The sequence below is a fragment of the Streptomyces sp. NPDC027189 genome (assembly GCF_055566975.1).
The window spans coordinates 81,091-100,023 of the sequence record NZ_JBVHRI010000020.1 but is presented as its reverse complement, the minus strand read 5'-3'; the positions used below and the strand labels follow the sequence as shown (position 1 = coordinate 100,023).

At 70.2% G+C, this 18,933-nt stretch carries 13 protein-coding genes; 3 read left to right on the top strand and 10 right to left on the bottom strand.

All coding sequences use genetic code 11. From position 1 onward, the window contains the following. Positions 1-10 precede the first annotated feature (10 nt). The gene (locus ACZ4RZ_RS35955; protein WP_467751068.1) at positions 11-973 is read left to right on the top strand and encodes a hypothetical protein; all 963 of its coding nucleotides are present in this window, start codon (positions 11-13) and stop codon (positions 971-973) included. 188 nt (positions 974-1,161) lie between these two features. Here ACZ4RZ_RS35955 and ACZ4RZ_RS35950 read toward each other — a convergent pair whose 3' ends face one another. The 7 genes from ACZ4RZ_RS35950 to tkt form a co-directional block, all read right to left on the bottom strand. Beyond that, complete coding sequence (locus ACZ4RZ_RS35950) at positions 1,162-1,767, bottom strand: histidine phosphatase family protein (protein WP_467751067.1); 606 nt, start codon at positions 1,765-1,767, stop codon at positions 1,162-1,164. Positions 1,768-1,772: 5 nt separating this feature from the next. Continuing rightward, positions 1,773-2,651 carry a phosphogluconate dehydrogenase (NAD(+)-dependent, decarboxylating) gene (gene gnd, locus ACZ4RZ_RS35945; RefSeq protein WP_467751066.1) on the bottom strand — a complete coding sequence of 293 codons (879 nt, stop codon included), beginning with the start codon at positions 2,649-2,651 and terminating at the stop codon, positions 1,773-1,775. A gap of 6 nt (positions 2,652-2,657) precedes the next feature. Then, a complete protein-coding gene (pgi, locus tag ACZ4RZ_RS35940; RefSeq protein ID WP_467751065.1) occupies positions 2,658-4,307 on the bottom strand; it encodes a glucose-6-phosphate isomerase in 1,650 nt (549 codons plus the stop codon). After that, the gene (opcA, locus tag ACZ4RZ_RS35935; protein ID WP_467751064.1) at positions 4,300-5,235 is read right to left on the bottom strand and encodes a glucose-6-phosphate dehydrogenase assembly protein OpcA; all 936 of its coding nucleotides are present in this window, start codon (positions 5,233-5,235) and stop codon (positions 4,300-4,302) included. The genes pgi and opcA overlap by 8 nt, the downstream gene beginning before the upstream one ends. Next, positions 5,232-6,797: a glucose-6-phosphate dehydrogenase gene (zwf, locus tag ACZ4RZ_RS35930; RefSeq protein WP_467751153.1), complete on the bottom strand. Its 1,566-nt coding sequence runs from the start codon at positions 6,795-6,797 to the stop codon at positions 5,232-5,234. Before zwf ends, opcA begins: the two co-directional genes overlap by 4 nt. A gap of 302 nt (positions 6,798-7,099) precedes the next feature. After that, a complete protein-coding gene (tal, locus tag ACZ4RZ_RS35925) occupies positions 7,100-8,245 on the bottom strand; it encodes a transaldolase (protein ID WP_467751062.1) in 1,146 nt (381 codons plus the stop codon). Between the two features lie 19 nt (positions 8,246-8,264). Then, positions 8,265-10,352 (bottom strand): transketolase, encoded by a 2,088-nt coding sequence (tkt, locus tag ACZ4RZ_RS35920; protein WP_467751060.1) that lies wholly within the window; start codon positions 10,350-10,352, stop codon positions 8,265-8,267. Positions 10,353-10,498: 146 nt separating this feature from the next. On the opposite strand from tkt, the gene ACZ4RZ_RS35915 reads away from it, so the two are divergent. After that, the gene (locus ACZ4RZ_RS35915) at positions 10,499-11,395 is read left to right on the top strand and encodes a helix-turn-helix transcriptional regulator (RefSeq protein WP_467751059.1); all 897 of its coding nucleotides are present in this window, start codon (positions 10,499-10,501) and stop codon (positions 11,393-11,395) included. Between the two features lie 77 nt (positions 11,396-11,472). Here the strand turns inward: ACZ4RZ_RS35915 and ACZ4RZ_RS35910 are convergent, their stop codons facing one another. The 3 genes from ACZ4RZ_RS35910 to ACZ4RZ_RS35900 form a co-directional block, all read right to left on the bottom strand. Beyond that, positions 11,473-12,999 carry a glycoside hydrolase family 64 protein gene (locus tag ACZ4RZ_RS35910; RefSeq protein ID WP_467751057.1) on the bottom strand — a complete coding sequence of 509 codons (1,527 nt, stop codon included), beginning with the start codon at positions 12,997-12,999 and terminating at the stop codon, positions 11,473-11,475. Positions 13,000-13,014: 15 nt separating this feature from the next. Then, positions 13,015-14,430 (bottom strand): glycoside hydrolase family 16 protein, encoded by a 1,416-nt coding sequence (locus ACZ4RZ_RS35905; RefSeq protein ID WP_467751056.1) that lies wholly within the window; start codon positions 14,428-14,430, stop codon positions 13,015-13,017. Positions 14,431-14,669: 239 nt separating this feature from the next. Next, complete coding sequence (locus ACZ4RZ_RS35900) at positions 14,670-15,932, bottom strand: L,D-transpeptidase (protein ID WP_467751055.1); 1,263 nt, start codon at positions 15,930-15,932, stop codon at positions 14,670-14,672. 295 nt (positions 15,933-16,227) lie between these two features. Here ACZ4RZ_RS35900 and ACZ4RZ_RS35895 point away from each other — a divergent pair, with 295 nt between their 5' ends. Further along, complete coding sequence (locus ACZ4RZ_RS35895) at positions 16,228-18,909, top strand: FAD/NAD(P)-binding protein (protein WP_467751054.1); 2,682 nt, start codon at positions 16,228-16,230, stop codon at positions 18,907-18,909. Positions 18,910-18,933 lie beyond the last annotated feature (24 nt).

The following is an 18,933-nucleotide window of genomic DNA, read 5'->3' as shown; positions in this document are numbered from 1 at the left end:
GAGGGACCCGATGGCGGGAGACCGCTTCACCCCCGACTTCGACCCCGACTGCGGGGACAGACCTCTCACCTCGGCCCGTCAGGACATCGTCATCGGCCGCTGGCAGGGCCTGCGGGAGCTGCTGCGGGACGGCAGTGCCGACTGGTCCGTGCGCAGCCACCGGATCCGGCTGCTCGCACCGGCCTGCGCGGGCAATTCCACGGTCGAGTCCTGGCTGGCCGCCGAACCCCGCAGCGCCGACGCTCTGGTGCTGCGGGCCGCGACCGACGTGGCCCGGGCCTTCAACCTGGCCATCGCCGCGGGCCGGGGCGTGCCCGTCGACCAGAACCGCATCGACCGGGCGGTGATGGCCTGCCTCCAGGCCGCCGAGGCCCACCCCGAGGACCCGACGCCCTGGATCTCCCTGATAACGGTCGCCCGGCTCTATCCCACCGGCGTACGCCGCCAGGAACTCGGCCGCTGGTGGGACGAACTGCACGGCCGCGACCCGTACAGCATGGAGGGCCATCTCCAGATCCTGCACTACTACTCGTCGCGCTGGCACGGCACGCACGGCCTCATGTACGACTTCGCCCGCGACGCGGCCGGTGTGGCACCGCCAGGCTGCGCGCTGCCCGTCCTGGTGCAGTTCGCCCGGGTCGAGGAGTACCGCTACATCCTCGACGGGGCGAAGGGCCAGCGGGAAGCCGTCGTCGGGCTCGGCCAGCACTGGAACCACGACGCGGCCGTCAGCGACGTACGGCGCACCTGGCAGCGCTGGATCACGGCGCGCCCGGACGGCCCCGTGACGCCCTGGGAGGTGCGCGACCTCAACTATCTGACGCACGCCGCCTGTTACGCCGGCACGGCGGACATCGCCACCGCGCTGTTCGGGATGATCGGGCAGCGGGCCAGCCGGACGCCGTGGTCGTACACCGGTGACCCGGAGAAGGAGTTCGTGAAATGGCGCAAACGGCCGTCCCGCGGGGTGTGAGCGGCGGTCAGGTGTCCCAGCCGAGGTACGCCGGGAAGTCGCAGGCCGGCCGTCCCGGGGCGGCCGATGCCGGTGGCGGCAGGTCCTGAGTGACGGTCAGCCGACCGCGGCCCTCCATACGTAGGCAAAGGCCCGGTCCGCCCGAGCGGGCGGACCGGGCCTCTTCGGTTTCTACAGCGCCGTGGAAACTAACGGACGGCAGCAGAAGTACCTGTGGCATTCCACTCGGCGATCACGGGACGCCCGTGCTCGGTGGAGAGCCGGCTGACCGTGCCCGTGGCGAGCTGGAACAGCCGCCCGTCCGCCGGGGGAAGCCCCAGCCGGCGGGCCGTCAGCACCCGCAGGAAGTGGGCGTGCGCGACGAGGATCACGTCACCGCCGCCGAGCGCGGTCTCGATCCGGGACAGCACGCGGTCGGCGCGCTGCCCCACCTCGGCCGGTGACTCGCCCGGGTGACCGGCCGGACCTGGCGGCACCCCGTCGCTCCACAGGTACCAGTCGGGCCTGGTGCGGTGTATCTCGACGGTCGTGACGCCTTCGTACGCACCGTAGTCCCACTCGTGCAGATCGGGATCGGGTACGGCCCCGTGGATGCCCGCGAGTTCGGCGGTGCGTACCGCGCGGCCGAGCGGGCTGGTGAGCGCGAGGGCGAAGGTCCGTCCGGCGAGCAGCGAGGCGAGGGACTTGGCCTGTTCCTCGCCGTGCTGGGTGAGGGGCAGGTCGGTCCAGCTGGTGTGCCGGCCCGACACGCTCCACTCGGTCTCACCGTGGCGGACCAGCAGGAGGTCACCCATCGCCGCTACTTCGCGGACTCGACGGCGTGGCCGCCGAACTGGTTGCGCAGCGCCGCGATCATCTTCATCTGCGGGGAGTCGTCCTGGCGGGAGGCGAACCGCGCGAAGAGGGAGGCGGTGATGGCGGGCAGCGGGACGGAGTTGTCGATGGCCGCCTCGACGGTCCAGCGGCCCTCGCCCGAATCCTCCGCGTAGCCGCGCAGCTTGCCCAGGTGCTCGTCGTCGTCCAGCGCGTTGACGGCGAGGTCGAGCAGCCAGGAGCGGATGACCGTGCCCTCCTGCCAGGAGCGGAAGACCTCCCGGACGTCGGTGACGGAGTCGACCTTCTCCAGGAGCTCCCAGCCCTCGGCGTAGGCCTGCATCATGGCGTACTCGATGCCGTTGTGGACCATCTTGGAGAAGTGGCCCGCGCCGACCTTGCCCGCGTGGACGAAACCGAAGTCGCCCTCGGGCTTGAGCGCGTCGAAGACCGGCTGGACCTTCGCGATGTTCTCGGCGTCGCCGCCGACCATGAGGGCGTAACCATTCTGCAGGCCCCACACGCCGCCCGAGACGCCCGCGTCGACGAAGCCGATGCCCTTGGCCGCGAGCTCCTCGGCGTGCTTCTCGTCGTCGGTCCAGCGGGAGTTGCCGCCGTCGACGACGGTGTCGCCGGGCTCCAGGAGGTCGCCGAGCTCGTCGACGACGGACTGGGTGGGGGCGCCGGCCGGCACCATCACCCAGACCACGCGCGGGCCTTCGAGCTTGCCGACGAGTTCGGCGAGGCTGCTCACGTCGGCGAGGTCGGGATTGCGGTCGTAGCCGACGACGGTGTGGCCCGCGCGGCGTATCCGCTCGCGCATGTTGCCGCCCATCTTGCCGAGGCCGATGAGTCCGAGCTGCATGTCAGTTCACTTCTTCCGGAGAGTTCGGTAAGCGGCCACAAGGGCGGCGGTGGAGGGGTCGAGCCCGGGGACGTCCGCGCCTTCGGTGAGGGCGGGCTCGACGCGCTTGGCGAGGACCTTGCCGAGCTCGACGCCCCACTGGTCGAAGGAGTCGATGTTCCAGATGGCGCCCTGGACGAACACCTTGTGCTCATACAGCGCGATCAGCTGGCCGAGGACGGAGGGCGTCAGTTCGCTCGCGAGGATGGTGGTCGTCGGGTGGTTGCCCTTGAACGTCTTGTGCGGGACCAGTTCCTCGGGCACTCCCTCGGCGCGCACCTCGTCCGGCGTCTTGCCGAAGGCCAGCGCCTGGGTCTGCGCGAAGAAGTTCGCCATCAGCAGGTCGTGCTGGTCCTTGAGTTCGTCGCTCAGTTCGTCGACCGGGTTGACGAAGCCGATGAAGTCGGCCGGGATCAACTTCGTGCCCTGGTGGATGAGCTGGTAGTAGGCGTGCTGCCCATTGGTGCCCGGCGTGCCCCACACGACCGGCCCGGTCTGCCACTCCACGGGGTGGCCGTCGCGGTCCACCGACTTGCCGTTGGACTCCATGTCCAGCTGCTGCAGGTACGCGGTGAACTTGGACAGGTAGTGGGAGTACGGCAGTACGGCGTGTGACTGGGCATCGAAGAAATTGCCGTACCAGACGCCCAACAGGCCCAGCAGCAAAGGCGCGTTGGCCTCGGCCGGAGCGCTCTTGAAGTGTTCGTCGACGATCCCGAACCCGTCGAGCATCTCCCGGAAGCGGTCGGGACCGATGGCGATCATCAGTGACAGACCGATCGCCGAGTCGAAGGAGTAGCGCCCGCCGACCCAGTCCCAGAACTCGAACATGTTGGCCGTGTCGATGCCGAAGTCCGACACCTTCCCGGCGTTCGTCGACAGCGCCACGAAGTGCTTGGCGACGGCCTTCTCCTCGCCCCCCAGCCCGGCGAGCAGCCACGAGCGCGCCGAGGTCGCGTTGGTGATGGTCTCGATCGTCGTGAATGTCTTGGACGCGATGATGAACAGCGTCTCGGCCGGGTCCAGGTCGTGGGTGGCCTCGTGCAGGTCCGCCCCGTCCACGTTGGACACGAACCGTACGGTCAGCGACCGGTCCGTGAATGCCCGCAGCGCCTCGTACGCCATCGCCGGGCCGAGGTCGGAGCCGCCGATGCCGATGTTCACGACGTTCTTGATGCGCTTGCCGGTGTGTCCGGTCCACTCACCCGAGCGGACGCGCTCGGCGAAGTCGGCCATCTTGTCGAGCACCGCGTGCACCGCCGGGACGACGTTCTCGCCCTCGACCTCGATGACCGCGTCGCGCGGGGCACGCAGCGCGGTGTGCAGCACCGCGCGGTCCTCGGTGACGTTGATCCTCTCGCCGCGGAACATGGCGTCGCGCAGGCCGAACACATCGGTGGCGGTGGCCAGTTCCTGGAGCAGGGCGAGGGTCTCGTCCGTGATCAGGTGCTTGGAGTAGTCGATCCGCAGGTCGCCGACCCGCACGACATAGCGCTCGGCGCGCGCGGGGTCGGCGGCGAACAGCTCACGCAGCCGCGGGTGGAGCAGGCCGTCCGCGCGGTGGTCCTCCAGGGCCACCCACTCCGGACGCCGCGTGAGCTTGGGGGAGTCAGACATGACGGGGGCTCTCCTTGGTGCCCTCGCCCCGCAGGGCGACGGCGTACATCTCGTCCGCGTCGAGGCGGCGCAGCTCCTCGGCGATCAGCTCGGCCGTGGTGCGCACCTTCAGCGCGAGGGTGCGGGAGGGCTGCCCGGGGAGGGACAGGGTGGCCAGCGGGCCCTCGGGGCGGTCGATGACGATCTCGCCCTTCTCGGTGCCCAGCCGCACGGCGGTCACCACCGGTCCGGCGGTCACGACCCGCTCGGCCTTGACGTTCAGCCGGGCCTCCAGCCAGCGGGCGAGCAGTTCGGCGGCCGGGTTGTCCGCCTCGGCCTCCACGGCCGCCGAGATCACCTTCATCCGGGCCTGGTCCAGGGCCGCGGCCAGCATCGAGCGCCACGGCGTCAGCCGGGTCCAGGCCAGGTCGGTGTCGCCCGGCGCGTACGAGCGAACCCTTGTCTCCAGGGTCTCGAGGGGGTACTCCACGGCGTACAGGTCGGTGATCCTGCGCTGCGCCAGCGCTCCCAGCGGGTCCTTCGAAGGCACCTCCGGCGCGTCCACCGGCCACCAGACGACGACCGGGGCGTCCGGCAGCAGCAGCGGCAGGACCACGGAGTCGGCGTGGTCGGACACCTCGCCGTACGTCCGCAGCACGACCGTCTCACCGGTGCCCGCGTCCGAGCCGACGCGCACCTCCGCGTCCAGGCGGGAGTTGGTGCGGTCGCGCGGGGTGCGGGCGACGCGCTTGATGACGACCAGGGTGCGCGAGGGGTGCTCGCGCGAGGCCTCCTCGGCCGCCTTGATGGAGTCGTACGCGTTCTCCTCGTCGGTGACGATGACCATCGTCAGGACCATGCCCACGGCGGGGGTGCCGATGGCCCGGCGCCCCTGCACGAGCGCCTTGTTGATCTTGCTTGCCGTGGTGTCGGTCAGGTCGATCTTCATGGCCTGCGCCAGCTCCGTCCGTCTCGTGCGAGCATCTCGTCGGCTTCCTTCGGGCCCCAACTGCCCGAGGGGTACTGCGCGGGCTTGCCGTGCGTGTCCCAGTACCCCTCGATCGGGTCGAGGATCTTCCAGGACTCTTCCACCTCTTGGTGACGGGGAAAGAGATTGGCGTCGCCGAGCAGGACATCCAGGATCAGCCGTTCGTACGCCTCAGGGCTGGACTCGGTGAACGACTCGCCGTAGGCGAAGTCCATCGTGACGTCCCGGATCTCCATCGACGTACCCGGCACCTTCGATCCGAAGCGCACCGTCATGCCCTCGTCGGGTTGGACGCGGATGACGATCGCGTTCGCGCCGAGCTCCTCGGTGGCCGTCGAGTCGAAGGGGGAGTGGGGCGCGCGCTGGAAGACCACCGCGATCTCCGTCACCCGTCGGCCCAGGCGCTTGCCGGTGCGCAGATAGAAGGGGACGCCCGCCCAACGGCGGTTGTCGACCTCCAGCTTGACGGCGGCGTAGGTGTCGGTCGTCGACTCGGGGTCGATGCCGTCCTCCTGCAGATAGCCGCGCACCTTCTCGCCGCCCTGCCAGCTCGCCGCGTACTGGCCGCGCACCGTGTGCTCGCCCAGGTTCTCCGGGAGCTTCACGGCCTTGAGCACCTTGAGCTTCTCGGTGAGCAGCGACTCGGCGTCGAAGGCGGCCGGCTCCTCCATGGCCGTCAGCGCCATCAGCTGGAGGAGGTGATTCTGGATCACATCCCGGGCGGAGCCGATGCCGTCGTAGTAGCCCGCCCGGCCGCCGATGCCGATGTCCTCGGCCATGGTGATCTGGACGTGGTCGACGTACGACCGGTTCCAGATGGGCTCGTACATCTGGTTGGCGAAGCGGAGCGCCAGGATGTTCTGGACGGTCTCCTTGCCGAGGTAGTGGTCGATGCGGAACACCTGGTCCGGGTCGAACACGTCGTGCACGATCGCGTTGAGCTCACGTGCGCTGGCCAGATCGTGGCCGAACGGCTTCTCGATGACCGCGCGCCGCCAGGAGCCCTCCGGAGCGTCCGCAAGGCCGTGCTTCTTGAGCTGCTGGACGACCTTCGGGAAGAACTTCGGCGGTACGGAGAGGTAGAAGGCGTAGTTGCCGCTGGTGCCGCGCGAGGAGTCCAACTCCTCGACCGCGGACCGCAGTTGCTTGAACGCCGTGTCGTCGTCGAAGTCGCCCGGGATGAACCGCATGCCCTCGGCGAGCTGCTGCCAGACCTCCTCGCGGAACTCCGTACGGGAGTGCTCGCGCACCGAGTCGTGGACGACCTGCGCGAAGTCCTGGTCCTCCCACTCGCGGCGGGCGAAGCCGAGGAGCGAGAAGCCCGGCGGGAGCAGACCGCGGTTGGCGAGATCGTAGACGGCCGGCATCAGCTTCTTGCGGGCCAGGTCGCCGGTGACGCCGAAGATGACCAGGCCGGAGGGGCCCGCGATCCGGGGGAGGCGGCGGTCGCGCGGGTCACGGAGCGGGTTGTCCCAGTCGGACACCGGGAGGCCGAGCGTCTCGGCGAGTGCCTGCGGTGTCATGTCGGCCGACTCGGTGTTCGCGTGCCCGGATACCGATGTCGCGTCAGCCGCTTCCGGGTCGACGTGACCGGGTCCCGCTACGTCGGCCGTCACCGCGCTCGTGCCGCCGGATTCCGCCGTCACCGCGCTCGTGCCGCCGGATTCCGCCGATGCCGCGCTCGTGTCGCCGGATTCCGCCGGTGCCGTGTGCGGGTCGCCGGATTCCGCCGTCACCGCAGCCGGTTCCACGGCCGCGTCACCCAGTCCCTTCGCCGCGGCGGCCGCATGCTGCGCGGCGCTGTCGGGAAGCGCTTCATTCTTGGTCATTCCCCCTCGACCCCCTTGCCGCTGAGCGAGGTCGCGACGGCCTCCAGCAGTTCCTGCCAGGCCGCCTCGAACTTCGCGACGCCCTCGTCCTCCAGCTGCTTCACAACCTCGTCGTACGAGATTCCGAGCGCCTCGACGGCAGCCAGGTCGGCGCGCGCCTGGGCGTAGCCGCCGGTCACCGCGTCGCCGTGGATGTCACCGTGGTCGGCGGTGGCGTTCAGGGTCGCCTCCGGCATCGTGTTGACCGTGCCCGGCGCGACCAGCTCGTCGACGTACAGCGTGTCCTTGTACGCGGGGTCCTTGACGCCCGTCGAAGCCCACAGCGGGCGCTGCCTGTGGGCGCCGGACGGGGCGAGGGCGGTCCAGCGGGCACCGCCGAAGACGTCCTCGTAGGCCTCGTACGCGAGCCGGGCATTGGCGAGCGCGGCCCTGCCCTTGAGGGCGAGCGCCTCGTCCGTGCCGGCCTTCGCCAGCCGCTTGTCGATCTCGCTGTCGACGCGGGAGACGAAGAAGGAGGCGACCGAGTGGATGGTGGACAGGTCGATCCCGGCCGCCTGCGCCTTCTCCAGGCCCGCCAAGTAGGCGTCCATCACCTCGCGGTAGCGCTCCAGCGAGAAGATCAGCGTGACATTGACGCTGATGCCGAGGCCGATGACCTCGGTGATCGCCGGGAGACCGGCCTGCGTCGCCGGGATCTTGATCATCACGTTCGGGCGGTCGACCAGCCAGGCGAGCTGCTTGGCCTCGGCGACGGTCGCCTCGGTGTGGTGGGCGAGGCGCGGGTCGACCTCGATGGAGACCCGGCCGTCACGGCCGCCGGTCGCGTCGTACACCGGGCGCAGGATGTCGGCGGCGGCGCGCACGTCCGCGGTCGTCATCATGCGGACGGCCTCGTCGACCGTCACGCCGCGCACCGCGAGATCGGCCAGCTGCTCCTCGTACCCCTCCCCGGAGCCGATGGCGGCCTGGAAGATGGAGGGGTTGGTGGTGACCCCCACCACGTGCTTGGTCTCGATGAGTTCGGCGAGGTTGCCGGACGCGATCCGCTTGCGGGAGAGGTCGTCGAGCCAGATGGAGACGCCTTCGTCGGAGAGGCGCTTCAGGGTTACCGCGGTCGCGGTTGCTTCGGTCACAGTGATCATCTTCCTTTGTGCGATCGGATCAACCGCGGACTGCGGTAAGAGATTCCCGCGCGGCGGCGGCGACGTTCTCGGCGGTGAAGCCGAACTCGGCGAACAGGGTCTTGGCGTCGGCGGAGGCGCCGAAGTGCTCCAGAGAAACGATGCGCCCGTGGTCACCGACGTAGCGGTACCAGGTCAGGCCGATGCCTGCCTCGACTGCCACGCGGGCCTTCACGGACGGCGGAAGGACGCTCTCGCGGTACTCCGCGGACTGCTCCTCGAACCACTCCACGGACGGCATCGACACGACACGCGTCCCCACGCCCTCGGCCTCCAACCGCTCGCGCGCGGCGACGGCGAGTTGCACCTCGGAGCCGGTGGCGATGAGGACGACGTCCGGCGTCTCGGTGGAGGAGTCGCGCAGGACGTAACCGCCCTTCGCCGCCTCGGGGTTGGCCTCGTAGGTGGGCACGCCCTGACGGGTGAGCGCGAGACCGTGCGGGGCCGGGTTGATGGCGTGCCGCTTGAGGATCTCGGCCCAGACGATCGCCGTCTCGTTGGCGTCGGCCGGGCGGACGATGTTCAGGCCGGGGATGGCGCGCAGCGAGGCGAGGTGCTCGACCGGCTGGTGGGTGGGACCGTCCTCGCCGAGGCCGATGGAGTCGTGCGTCCACACATACGTCACCGGGAGCTGCATCAGCGCGGACAGGCGCACGGCGTTGCGCATGTAGTCCGAGAAGACCAGGAACGTACCGCCGTAGATACGGGTGTTGCCGTGCAGCGCGATCCCGTTCATCTCGGCGGCCATCGAGTGCTCGCGGATGCCGAAGTGGATGGTGCGGCCGTAGGGGTCGGCTTCCGGCAGCGGGTTGCCCTTCGGCAGGAAGGAGGAGGTCTTGTCGATGGTGGTGTTGTTCGAGCCGGCGAGGTCGGCGGAGCCGCCCCACAGCTCGGGGAGTACACCGCCGAGCGCCTGCAGGACCTTGCCGGAGGCGGCGCGGGTCGCCACGGACGTGCCCGCCTCGAAGACCGGCAGCGCGGATTCCCAGCCCTCGGGCAGCTGACCGGCGACGACACGGTCGAAGAGCCCCGCGCGCTCGGGCTGCGCGGTGCGCCACTCGGCGATCTGCTTGTCCCAGGCGGCGTGTGCCTCGGCGCCCCGGTCGAGGGCGGTGCGGGCGTGGTCCAGGACCTCGGCGTCCACCTGGAAGGTCCGCTCGGGGTCGAAGCCCAGGATCCGCTTGGTGGCGGCGATCTCCTCGGCGCCGAGCGCGGAGCCGTGGGAGGCCTCGGTGTTCTGGGCGTTCGGCGCGGGCCAGGCGATGATCGTGCGCATCGCGATGATGGAGGGGCGCTCGATCTCGGCCTGCGCCGTCTTCAGCGCCGTGTACAGCGCGTGGACGTCGATGTCGCCGCCCAGCGCGGGCTCGATCCGCTGCACGTGCCAGCCGTACGCCTCGTAGCGCTTCAGCACGTCCTCGGAGAACGCCGTCGCCGTGTCGCCCTCGATGGAGATGTGGTTGTCGTCGTAGACGAAGACGAGGTTGCCGAGCTTCTGGTGGCCGGCGAGGGACGAGGCCTCGGCGGAGATGCCCTCCTCCAGGTCGCCGTCCGAGACGATCGCCCAGATCGTGTGGTCGAACGGGGACTCGCCCTCGGGGGCCTCGGGGTCGAAGAGGCCGCGCTCGTAGCGGGCGGCCATCGCCATGCCCACGGCGTTGGCGACACCCTGGCCGAGCGGGCCGGTCGTCGTCTCGACGCCCGCCGTGTGTCCGTACTCCGGGTGGCCCGGCGTCTTGGACCCGTGCGTACGGAACGCCTTCAGGTCGTCGAGTCCGAGTTCGTAGCCGGACAGGAAGAGCTGGGTGTACAGGGTCAGCGAGGTGTGGCCCGGGGAGAGGACGAAGCGATCGCGGCCGGTCCACTCCGGGTCGGCGGGGTCGTGACGCATCACCTTCTGAAAGAGGGTGTACGCGGCCGGGGCCAGGCTCATCGCGGTGCCCGGGTGGCCGTTTCCGACCTGCTGTACGGCATCGGCCGCCAGGAGACGGGCGGTGTCGACGGCACGCCGGTCCAGCTCGGTCCACTCGAATCCGTCGGAGAAGCTGTCGGGTGTCTGCGTGCTCATCTTCAAGAAGTCCTCGATAGGAGCGGGGTAAGTGCTCGGACGCGTTCAAAACTAAAAGTCTGACTTTTGCCGGGGAAGGTGCCCGTGTGTCAGCCTTCGGTGAAAGTGGGACACGGAGCGCCGTACCGAGCCGACGCGAGAGGGACATGGCAGACAGAACCACCCGAGCCGCCCGAGAAGACGACGGGATCAGAACGTTTCCCTTCCCCATCGACCTGAGCCTGAGCGGCGTCGGCATGCAGGTCCGACCGATGGAGCCCGACCGCGCCTGGGCCGAGGAGGCACCCCTGGACCGTGTGCACCGCATCGACTTCCACGTGGTGATGCTGTTCCGCGGGGGGCCGGTGACGCACATGGTCGACTTCACCGAGTACGAGGTCACGGCCGGCGATCTGCTGTGGATCCGGCCGGGTCAAGTCCACCGTTTCTCCAGGGGAGACGAGTACCGGGGGACCGCCCTGATCATGCAGCCCGGCTTCCTGCCCCGCGCCACGGTCGAGGCGACCGGCCTCTACCGCTACGACCAGCCCCCGCTGCTGCACCCCGACGCGGCCCAGCTCGCCGCCCTGGAGGACTCCCTCGCCCAGCTGGAGCGCGAGTACAACGACACGACCACGCTGCCGCTCAGTCTGCACACCGCGGTACTGCGGCACTCCCTGACCGCGTTCCTGCTGCGCCTCGCTCATCTCGCGGCGAGCTCCGCCGAGGCGGCGCGCGAGCGGACCGACACCACCTTCACCCGCTTCCGGGACGCGGTCGAGAAGGGCTTCGCCACCAACCACAGCGTCAGCGCGTACGCCGACGCCCTCGGCTACTCCCGCCGCACTCTCGTCCGCGCGGTGCGCGCGGCCACCGGCGAGACCCCGAAGGGCTTCATCGACAAGCGGGTGATCCTGGAGGCCAAACGGCTCCTCGCGCACACGGAGATGCCCATCGGCCGCATCGGCGTCGCCGTCGGCTTCCCCGACGCGGCCAACTTCTCCAAGTTCTTCCACCAGCACACGGACACGACCCCGGCGGCGTTCCGGGCGGAGCTGCGCTGAGGGGGCGGGCGTTGCCGCGCCGAAAGGGGGCGGGCCGTCGGGCCCGCCCCCCTCTTTACTTCTTCACCGAGTGTGGATCACCAGCCGATGCCGAGCGTCAGCCCGGTCGGCGGGTTCGCGTTGCCCAGGATCTGCACCGACGACTGGTCGTTGATGTCGTCGTAGGGGAAGGCATAGGCACGCTTGTCGAGACCAACGGTGTGCAGGAACGCGGCGTAGTCGTTCTTGATGCCTCCGGTGTAGTAGGCGGACGGGGTGTACCAGGCCGAGGTGTCGAGAGCCACGCCCCGGTTGAACGCGGCGCAGAACTCCGCGCCGAGTTGCTTCTCCGGGTCGCTGCCCGAGGCCAGCGCGCCCGCGCAGGCCACGACGTCCGGGGAGGACGGCTTCTGGAGCGTGTAGGGACCGGCGCCGTTCTTGGTGAAGGTGAGGGTGTTCCCGGAGACCTGTCCCGAGAAGGTCTCACCGAGCCGGGTCAGCTTGAAGGGATGGGTGGAGTAGTACGACCAGGTCTGATCGACGTACGACTGGAGGTAGTTCGCCTGGGAGCCTCCCGCGAGGAAGAGGTTGGAGGAGCGCGGGGCGATGATCCGGTACGTGTTCTGCAGCGGCTTGAAGGCCGCGCCCACCGAGGCGGCGTACTGGGACATGACCTGGGCGCGGGTCAGCGTGATGCCCCGCGTGGTGTCGTAGCCGCTCGACGCCTGCGTCAGCCGTGAGGTCATCGGGAAGCCGAACTGGTCGACCTGCGTGGTGTTGCCGCCGAAGGCCACCTGCCCGAAGACATACGTGTACTCGTACCAGTCGTAGTAGACGTCGGTGTTGGGGTCGTTCGGGTTGCGCAGGTCGGGGCCGCCCCAGCCCTGGTCGTCCGGGGAGACCGGGATGTACAGGGGCGAGCCGAGGGAGACGTAGATCCGGCCGCCCCGGATCGACGTGGGGGAGGGGACCGAGCCGCCCGACTGGGCGAGCGTGAACGACATGTTGGGGTAGTTCACGCCGTTCTTGGTCAGGTGTCCGGGCGCGTTCGCGTCCAGGTGGTTGATGCGGGTCATGGTCCCGTCGGACTTCATGTACGACCACTGACCGGGCGTCACCTGACCGAGCACGGTGACGTAGATCTGTGAATTCGCGTACGTCCCACGGGTGTTGTTATGGAAGGTGATCGGGAAGCTGCCGGTGCCGCCCCCGCCACCGCCCCCACCGCCGCTGCCGACGGTGTAGGTGAAATGCGGGGTGTCGTAGAGCGGTCCGCCCTTCTCGTAGGTGAACCAGTACTCCAGGGTGAAGCCGCTCGGCAGGCCGCCGACGTTCTGCTGCCAGATCCCCGCGTTGTTGGCCATCCGGAAGTTCTGCTGACCGGCACTGGGGGACAGGTAGTGCACATCGACCAGGGACGCTGGGGTGGTCGGCTTGAACCAGATCTGGACCGAACCGGAGCCGGTCGAGGTGACGCCCTGGGTGTAGTCGGCGGCGGCGCTGGCAGGCACCGCCCCGGCCAGGCCGAGCGCCAGCACCGTGAGGAGGGCGGTCAGGACGGCCGTCACCAGCCGCCTGACCTCGGGGCGTGGCACCCTGGACCTGGCCGGGGAGTATGTGATCATTCGTCAACTCCCGTGTCAGTGGCCGAAGTCGAACCAGTTGACGTTCACGAAGTCCGCCGGCTGACCGCTGGTGAAGGTCAGATAGACGTCGTGGGTTCCGGTGACGGAACTGATGTTCGCGGGCACCGTTCGCCAGGCCTGCCAGCCACCGGTGTTGGCCACCGCGAAGCTGCCGATCGGCGCGCTCGTACGGCTGTCGAGGCGCACCTCGACGAGTCCGCTGACGCCGCCCGCCGCGCCGCTCGCGACCCGGCCGTAGAACTGCTTGGCCGCCGTGGAACCGAAGTTGACGCCCTTGTAGAGCGCGTAGTCGCCGTTCGCGAGCGTGCTGATGTTCTGGCCGCCACCCGTGTCCGTGGTGGTCTCGGTGCCGACGCCTGCCTGCCCGTCGTACGACTCGGCCTGGATCGCGCTGTAGGCGTCACGGTTGCCGGAGGGCGGCGGGGTAGTGGGCGGCGGGGTCGTGCCGCCACCACCGGTCGACTGGAGGACCTGGACGTAGTCGACCACGAGCGGGTGGCCGGGGTCCGTGCCGCCGTCGGGGCCGCCGCCGAACGCCGCCGGGAACTCGCCGCCCATCGCGACGTTCAGGATGATGAAGTAGCCGTGGTTGGTGGCGTTGGCCCAGGTCGTCGCGTCGACCTGACTCTGCCTGACCGTATGGAAGTTGACCCCGTCGAGGTAGAAGCGCATCTCCTCGGGGCTGGTCGACTTGTCCCACTCCACGGCGTAGGTGTGGAAGCCGCCCTGGCAGGTCGTGCCCTCACAGACCTTCTGGCCGCCGATGCCGGACTTCTCGTTGCAGGGGCCGCCCGGGCTGGTGCCGCAGTGCATCGTGGCCCACTCGTTGTTGATGCCCTGGACGTTCTCCATGATGTCCAACTCGCCGACGCCCGGCCAGTTCCACCAGTTGCCGCGGTACGGGGCGCCCAGCATCCAGAAGGCGGGCCAGTAGCCCTTGGCGGCGGCGCCGGTCACGTTCGGCATCTGGAGCCGGGCCTCGACGCGGAGTTTGCCGCCGGCGGGCGGCTGGAAGTCGGAGCGGTTCGTCTCGATACGGCCCGACGTCCAGTTGCCCGCGGCGTCGCGCCGTGGGGTGATCCGGAGGTTTCCTGCGCCGTCGAGCGAGACGTTGTTGGTGCTGGAGGTCATTGTCTCGACCTCGCCGGTACCGAAGCCGGCGGGCCCGCCGGGGTAGCTGGTGCCCGTCGTGTACTGCCAGTTGGCGGTGTTGACGCCGGATCCGGCGGCCCCGTTGAAGTCGTCGAGGAAGACCTGGGACCAGCCGGACGGGGGTGTGGGGGCGGACGCGTTCGCGGGGAGCGTGGCGGCCGTGGCGGCGGCGGCCGCGAGGCCGAGGGTGCTGAGCACGGCGATGAGTACGCGCCGTAGGGAGCCGCGTCTGATAGGTGTGCCGGAAGTTTCACTCATGGGTGCCTCTTCGGTACGGAGTGGGGTGCGCGGGTGGGGTGGGGAGCGCTCCCACGCGATTTGAGAGCGCTCTCAAACAAGCTGCGCGGACAATGTGCTCTCTGTCACTCCGGCCGTCAAGAGGTGAAGCCGAGAAAGTCTTTTGGGCGCACGGGAGTTCACGCCGTGAAAGAAGGGGAGTGCATGCGAAGGGGGCGGGTCACGGCGATCCGCCGGTACCCGCCCCTTCGGTGAAACCGTTACAGAGCGCTCCCCGCCTTCCAGTCCGCCCAGGACAGGTTCCACCCGTTGAGCCCGTTGGCCGGGTTCACGGTCTTCTCGCCCGAGTTCCTGACGATCACCACGTCGCCGAGCATCGAGCTGTTGTAGAACTTGTAGCCCGGCACGGAGCTGTCGTTCGCGCCCTTGGCGTCGTGCAGGCCGACACAGCCGTGGCTGGTGTTGCTGGTGCCGAAGACCGACGTCGACGCCCAGTAGTTGCCGTGGATGAAGGTGCCGGAGGTGGTCAGGCGCTGGGCGTGCGGGACGTCCGCGATGTCGTACTCGTCGCCGAGGCCGACCGTCGAGGACTCCATCCGGGTCTGCTTGAAGCGCTCGCTGATGACCAGGATCCCGGACCACGTGGTGTGGTCGGAGTCGCCGCCACTCACCCGGTAGCCGGCGAGGGTCGAGCCGTCCCGCTCGACCGTCATCGTCTTCTTCGCCAGGTCGACCGTGCTGACCTGCCGTCGGCCGATGTGGAACGTGACGTCCTTGGACTGCGTGCCGTAGACGCCGTCGGTGCCCTCGACGTCCTTGAGGCGCAGGCTCAGCGTGATCTTGGTGCCCGCGGCCCAGTACTCCTCGGGCCGGAAGTCGAGCCGTGTGTCGCTGAACCAGTGGCCGACCACCTCGACCGCGGGCTCGGCCGTCACCGTGATCGCCTTTTCGACGGCGGCTCGGTCCTTGACGGCCTGGGTGAAGTTGATCGACACGGGCATGCCGACACCCGAGGTCGAATTCGCCTCGGGAGTGAAATAGCCCACGAAGGTCTCACCGGGGGACTTCGTGACGAAGGTCGCCGTGTGCGCGTCGGCACCCTGTGGTTTCGCTGTGACCGTGTATTTGGTGCCCGAGTACGGATTCTCGGCGGAGGTCCATTTCGTACGGGCATCGTTGAAGGATCCGGCCAGGGTGGAACCGTCGTTGCCGGTGACCTCGACGGTCGACAGGGCGCCGTTCACCACGGTGACTTCGACCGGGCTCGTGAAATCGGCCTTCTTCGTGCCGTCGGCGGGGGTGACGGTGATCGTCGGTCTCTTGGCCTTGGCCTCGGCCTTCGTGCTGCTCGCGGCCTGCGTCGCGCTCGTGCCCTCCGAGGCGTCCGCCGAACCGGAGCAGCCCGTCAGAGCGGTGGCCGTCGCGCCGCCGAGCACAGCGAGGATCCCGCGCCGCGACCACGCCGGCCGGTCGGACCGGTTCGCTCTCCGCTCGGACCGGTTCGATATCTCAGGGACGCCCACGGCACGCCTTTCCTAGATCACCACCACTGCTGGTGCATCCTGCGCCCCTTACATGGGTTGATGCTTTGAATCTGCGGGCCCCAACCTGAGATTCCTGTGAAGGCACCCTAAGAGACGGCCTGAAACCACGGTTGTCCGGCCGCCTGGGATTGTGAACAGAGTATGAGCAGCCGACCGGCGCTCTGAGTTTCCGGTGAGATCCTCGCCCAGGGGGCCGTTCCCCGCCGCTCCGGTCGGAATAGTGAAGAAGGAGTTCCGCTTACCGGTCCGCAGCACACCACCGCCGGAGGTATCCGTGATTCCAGCCCGCAAGCGGCACACCGTGGCCATCGTCGGAGCGGGCGCGGCCGGCACGCTGACCGCCGTCCAGCTGTGCGAGACGGCGGCGCGCCGCCGGGCGCCCCTCGACCTGGTCCTGGTCGACCCGGCCCCGGAGGCCGGACGGGGCACGGCGTACGCCACCCCCGACCCACGGCATCGGCTCAACGTGCCCGCGAGCGGCATGAGTTGCTATCCCGACGACCCCGGACACTTCACCCGCTGGCTGTGCCGGCACGGCGAACCCGCCGTCAGGGGCGCCGACTTCGCCACTCGGTACCGGTACGGCGCCTATCTGGCCGACACGCTGGCCCAGGCGATCGTCCGCGCCCATGGCGCGGTCGCCGTACGCCGGCTGCGGACCCGGGCGGAGAGCTGTACCCGCGCCCCCGGCGGCGGGGTGGAGCTTCAACTCGCCGGTGGGCAACGCCTGATGGCCGACAGCGCGGTACTCGCCACCGGGCCGGCCGCCGCGCGCGGCAACTGGGCGCCGCCGGGACTGCGCATGTCCGAGCGCTTCATACGGTCCCCTTGGGCGCCGGGCGCCCTCGACGGTCCGCTCACCGAATCGGCCGACGTCCTGCTGGTGGGTACCGGACTCACCGCGGTGGACCTGGCCCTGAGCCTCGACCGGCCCGGGCGCACCGTGCACGCCGCCTCCCGCAGCGGCCTGCTGCCCCAGCCACACGCGATCGGCCCCGCCGAGGCGATGCCTGCCCCCGACGGGCTCGACGCGCCGTCGCTCTCCGCGCTGCGCAGGACGGTCTACCGGCACATCGGCCGCGCCGTCCGCACCCGCGGCGACTGGCGCCCGGCGCTCGACAGTCTGCGGCCGCACACCGCGCGGCTGTGGCGCAGCCTCACTCCCGAGGAGCGGGCCGAGTTCCTGGAGCGCGAGGGGGCGCTCTGGAACACCCATCGCCATCGGATGGCGCCCACGACGGCCGAGTCGGTGGCCCGTGCCCGTACCGCCCGGCGACTGCGGGTGCACGTCGGAGCGGTCACCGACGCCGCCGCCCCGGACGACGGGTCGGTGCTGGTCACGCTCTCCAACGGTCAGGAAATACACGTGGGTTGGGTCATCGACTGCACCGGACCCGGTCCGCGTCTCGAAGACCCCTTGTGGCGTTCGCTGTTCGACTCCGGTGCCGCGGTGCGCGGCCCGCTGGGCATGGGCGCCGCGACCCGCGACGGCCGTCTCCTCGACGCCGAAGGCCGCAGTGAGCTCCGACTGTTCACGCTCGGCGCTCCCCGCCGCGGCGAGCTGTGGGAGACCACCGCCGTCCCGGAGATCCGTGTCCAAGCCGCCGAGCTGGCCCAGGAGTTGCTCGCGCCGCTGTCGACACCCCGACGAGCCGTGCTCCGGCGGCCCGCCGACGGGCATGGGCTCGCGCTGTCCACCCACGCCGAGGCGGCCGCCGCCTATCGCACCGGGCTCGACCGGGTCCTCAAGGTCAGGGCCGGAGCCGAGGACGCCTTCGCGCGCGCGGTCTGCCTCGACCCCGGATTCGCGCTCGCGCACGCCGCGCTCGCCCTGCTCGGTCACGAGTGCGGCGCCGACGTCGACGTACCCAGGGCCCTCGCCGACGCACAGCGCTCGGCGCGCGAACGGGCCGACGAGCGGGAGCGTTCCTTCGTGGACGTCGTCACGCGGCGCGTCCACGGCGACTCCTCGGACGGGGGTGCCCTCGCGCTGCTCGGGCATCTCGACAGGCACCCCGCCGACGCGCTGGCGCTCGCCGCCGCCGTGCCGACCATTGCCTTCTCCGGCATCAACGACCTCGACGACGCCTACGCGCTGCGCCTGGTCGAGCGCACCTCGCCCGCGTACGACGGGCACTGGTTCCACACCTCGCTGCTGGCCTTCCTGCGCCAGGAACAGGGCCGCTTCCACGAGGCCGCCGAGCTGGCCCACCGCGCCCTGGCCACCGAGCCCGCCTCCGGGCACGCCGTGCACGCGCTCGCCCACGTCCACTACGAGTCCGGTGCGCACGAGGTGGGCCGCGACTGGCTCGACGCCTGGGTGTCAGGGCAGGGCCGGGGCGCCGTCCACCGGGCGCACTTCTCCTGGCACATCGCGCTGCACGAACTCGCCCTGGACGACCGCGCCGCCGTTCGCAAGCGGTGGTTCGCGCAGCTCGCGCCGGGGCGGGTGACCGGGGTGCGGGCGCTGGTCGACTCCGGGTCGCTGCTGTGGCGGGCCCGGCTGAGCGACAGCTGGCGTGGGCAGGTGCCCGCGGCGGACGTTCTCGACACCGTCGCGCGCGAGGTCGTCGAGCGGCCGGCGACCGCGTTCACCGCGCTGCACGCGGCGGTCGCTCTCGCCGCCGCCGGGGACGTGGCGGCCCTGGCCCGCCTGAGCGACCACGCCGCGGGGGCCGACCCCGTCCAGCGCGAGGTCATCGTCCCGCTCTGCCAGGCCTTCACCGCTCTGGTCGAGGAACGCTTCCACGAGGCCGCCCGCGGCCTCGACGCCCTTCTGCCGGTGCTCCGCAAGGTGGGCGGCAGTGCGGCCCAGCGCGAGGTCGTCGAGGAGACCCTGCTGTACGCCCTTGTCTCGGCGGGCCGTTGCGACGCGGCGCGGCGACTGCTGGACACCCGCCTCGACCGCGGGGCGGCCCCACGGGACCGGCGGCTGCTCGCCGCGCTGCCGGGCTGAACGGGGCGTCTCGTACCGGGTCCT